Here is a 2,836-nt window from a genome sequence, read left to right on the forward strand (position 1 = left end):
CCGATCTCCGCCGGGGCCAGCCGGGGCGCCGCGCCGCGGGAGCACGGCCGGCTGGCCGCTTGTAATGTTATAATGTTACATATATCGATCGCGAAGAAGGAGCCCGCATGGCGTCTCGCGATCCGTTCCTGTCTTCGATGCTGGCGCAGCCGGCGGCGCGGCGCGTCGCGGCCGCGGCGGCCGTCCTCGTGCTGCTGTGGGGGGCGATCGCATGGGCGATCGCGCTGCCATGAGCGGCGGAGCGATCAGCCTGCGCGACGTCACCGTCGCCTATGACCGGCACCCGGCCGTGCATCATCTTTCGGGCTCGTTCGCGCCCGGCAGCCTGACCGCGATCGCGGGGCCCAACGGGGCCGGCAAGTCGACGCTGCTCAAGGCCCTGATGGGCGAGCTGCCGGTGAGCGAGGGCGCGATCGACCGCGGCGATCTTTCCGTGCGGGAGTTCGGCTATCTGCCGCAGGCCGCGGAGATCGAGCGGCGCTTCCCGATCTCGGTCGCGGACGCCGTGACGCTCGGCGCCTGGCGGCGCACCGGCGCGTTCGGCGGCATGACGCGCGGGATCGCCGAAGAGGCGCGGCGGGCGCTGAGCGCGGTCGGCCTCGAGGGCTTCGAGCGGCGCCATGTCGGTTCGCTCTCCGCCGGGCAGTTCCAGCGCGTGCTGTTCGCGCGCCTGCTCATGCAGGACGCCAAGGTCATCCTGCTCGACGAGCCCTTCACGGCGATCGACGCCCGCACCACCCGCGACCTGCTGGAGATCATCCGGCGCTGGCGCAGCGACGGCCGCACCGTGATCGCGGTGCTGCACGATTTCGAGCAGGTGCGCGCGCACTTCCCCGAGACGCTGCTGCTCGCCCGCGAGCCGATCGAATGGGGCGCGACCGCCTCCGCCCTGTCGCCCGCGAACCTGCTGCGCGCCCGCGCCATGGCGGAAAGCTGGGACGAGGGCGCGCCGCCCTGCCGGCCGGACGCCCATGCGCATGGTCACGCCCACGCTCACACGCACGACCACGCATGACGCTCTATTCCGCGCTTCTGGAGCCGTTCGTGGATTACGGCTTCATGCGCCGCGCGCTGGTCGCGACGCTCGCGCTCAGCCTCGGCTCCGGGCCGATCGGCGTGCTGCTGATGCTGCGCCGGATGAGCCTGATGGGCGACGCCATGGCGCACGCCGTGCTGCCCGGGGCCGCGATCGGCTTCCTGATCGCCGGCGGCCTGTCGCTGCCCATGATGGGGCTCGGCGGGCTGGTGGCGGGCCTCAGCGTCGCGCTGCTGTCGGGTCTCGTCAGCCGGACGACCGCGCTCAGCGAGGACGCGAGCTTCGCGAGCTTCTACCTGGCGTCGCTCGCGCTCGGCGTGCTGATCGTCTCGCTGCGGGGCTCGAACGTCGACCTGCTGCACGTCCTGTTCGGCACGATCCTCGCGATCGACGCGGAGTCGCTCTGCCTGGTCGGCGGCATCGCCTCGCTCACCCTGCTGACGCTCGCGGCCGTCTACCGGCCGCTGGTGGCGGAATGCTTCGATCCCGGTTTCCTGCGCGCCGTGGGCGGCCGCGGGCCGGTCTACCACCTGCTCTTCATGTTCCTGGTGGTGATCAATCTCGTCGCCGGCTTCCAGGCGCTCGGCACCCTGATGGCGGTCGGCATGATGACGCTTCCGGCCGTGGTGGCGAGGCTCTGGGCGCAGACCCTCCCGGCGATGTTCGCGGTGGCGGTCGGCGTAGGCGCGGTCTCGGGCCTCGTCGGGCTGATCGTCTCGTTCCATCTCGGGGTCGCCTCCGGCCCGACCATCATCCTGACCGCGAGCGTGATCTACGCCGCCTCGTTGCTCGCCGGGCCCTCGAGCGCGCTGCGCCGGCTCGTCCGGCGGCCCCATCTCTCAGCCTGAGAGGACGCTTTCCATGAACGCAGTCTCGAGGCTGTCCGCAGCCCTCCTGGCGGTCGCGGCGCTGTGCGCCCCGGCCGCCGCCTCCGCCGAGCCGCTGAAGGCGGTGGTGAGCTTCACGGTGCTGGCCGACGTCGTGAAGAACGTCGGCGGCGAGCATGTCGAGGTCCGGAGCCTGGTGCCGCCGAACGGCGATCCGCACGAGTTCGAGCCGGCCCCCGATCATGCCCGCGCGCTCAAGGACGCCGACGTCGCCTTCGTGGCCGGCGACGGGCTCGAGGGCTGGTTCGAGCGGCTCGCGAAGGCCGCCGGCTACAAGGGCCGGCCGGTCGCGGTTTCGGCCGGGGTCAAGACCGCGACCATGCAGGAGCACGGCGAGACCGTCACCGACCCGCATGTCTGGAACAGCCCGTCCAACGTGCTGGTGTGGGTCGCCAATATCGAGAAGGCGCTGGCCGCGGCCGATCCTAAGAACGCCGCCGCCTTCAAGGCCAACGCCGCGCGCTATTCGGAGGAGCTGAAGGCGCTGAACGCCTATGGGCATTCGCGCTTCGACGCCGTGCCGCCGGAAAAGCGCAAGGTGCTGACCAGCCACGAGGCGTTCGGGTATCTCGGGCGTGAATACGGCGTGACCTTCCTGTCGCCGCAGGGGATCTCGACCGAAGCCGAGCCGTCGGCCGGCGGCGTCGCGGCCCTGATCCGGCAGATCAGGGCGGAGGGCGTGAAGGTCTACTTCCTGGAGAACTCCAACGATCCGCGGCTGATGCGCCAGATCGCCGAGGCGACCGGCGCGCGGCCGGGCGGCGAGCTGTACCCCGAGGCGCTGTCTGGCCCGGACGGGCCGGCGTCGACCTATCTGGCGCTGATGCGCCACAACATCGATCAGATCGCCGACGCGGTGGCGGCGCAGAGCGCGGCCCAGGCCCGCTAACCGCCTGTCAACGCGGCTGCCCCA

4 protein-coding genes are annotated in these 2,836 nt (G+C 71.5%); all 4 read left to right on the forward strand.

The window, feature by feature from the left end:
* Nucleotides 1-107 precede the first annotated feature (107 nt).
* From ACIKT0_RS16395 to ACIKT0_RS16410, 4 genes are read left to right on the forward strand one after another with little or no spacing between them, the layout of a single operon-like run.
* Complete coding sequence (locus tag ACIKT0_RS16395; protein WP_281375324.1) at nt 108-233, forward strand: hypothetical protein; 126 nt, start codon at nt 108-110, stop codon at nt 231-233.
* Nucleotides 230-1,015 carry a metal ABC transporter ATP-binding protein gene (locus ACIKT0_RS16400; RefSeq protein WP_407106451.1) on the forward strand — a complete coding sequence of 262 codons (786 nt, stop codon included), beginning with the start codon at nt 230-232 and terminating at the stop codon, nt 1,013-1,015. Before ACIKT0_RS16395 ends, ACIKT0_RS16400 begins: the two co-directional genes overlap by 4 nt.
* Nucleotides 1,012-1,884 carry a metal ABC transporter permease gene (locus ACIKT0_RS16405; protein ID WP_407106452.1) on the forward strand — a complete coding sequence of 291 codons (873 nt, stop codon included), beginning with the start codon at nt 1,012-1,014 and terminating at the stop codon, nt 1,882-1,884. The genes ACIKT0_RS16400 and ACIKT0_RS16405 overlap by 4 nt, the downstream gene beginning before the upstream one ends.
* Nucleotides 1,885-1,897: 13 nt before the next feature.
* Nucleotides 1,898-2,812: a metal ABC transporter solute-binding protein, Zn/Mn family gene (locus ACIKT0_RS16410; RefSeq protein ID WP_407106453.1), complete on the forward strand. Its 915-nt coding sequence runs from the start codon at nt 1,898-1,900 to the stop codon at nt 2,810-2,812.
* Nucleotides 2,813-2,836: the final 24 nt, after the last annotated feature.

Source organism: Hansschlegelia beijingensis (assembly GCF_045505405.1).
Lineage (GTDB): Bacteria > Pseudomonadota > Alphaproteobacteria > Rhizobiales > Methylopilaceae > Methylopila > Methylopila beijingensis_A.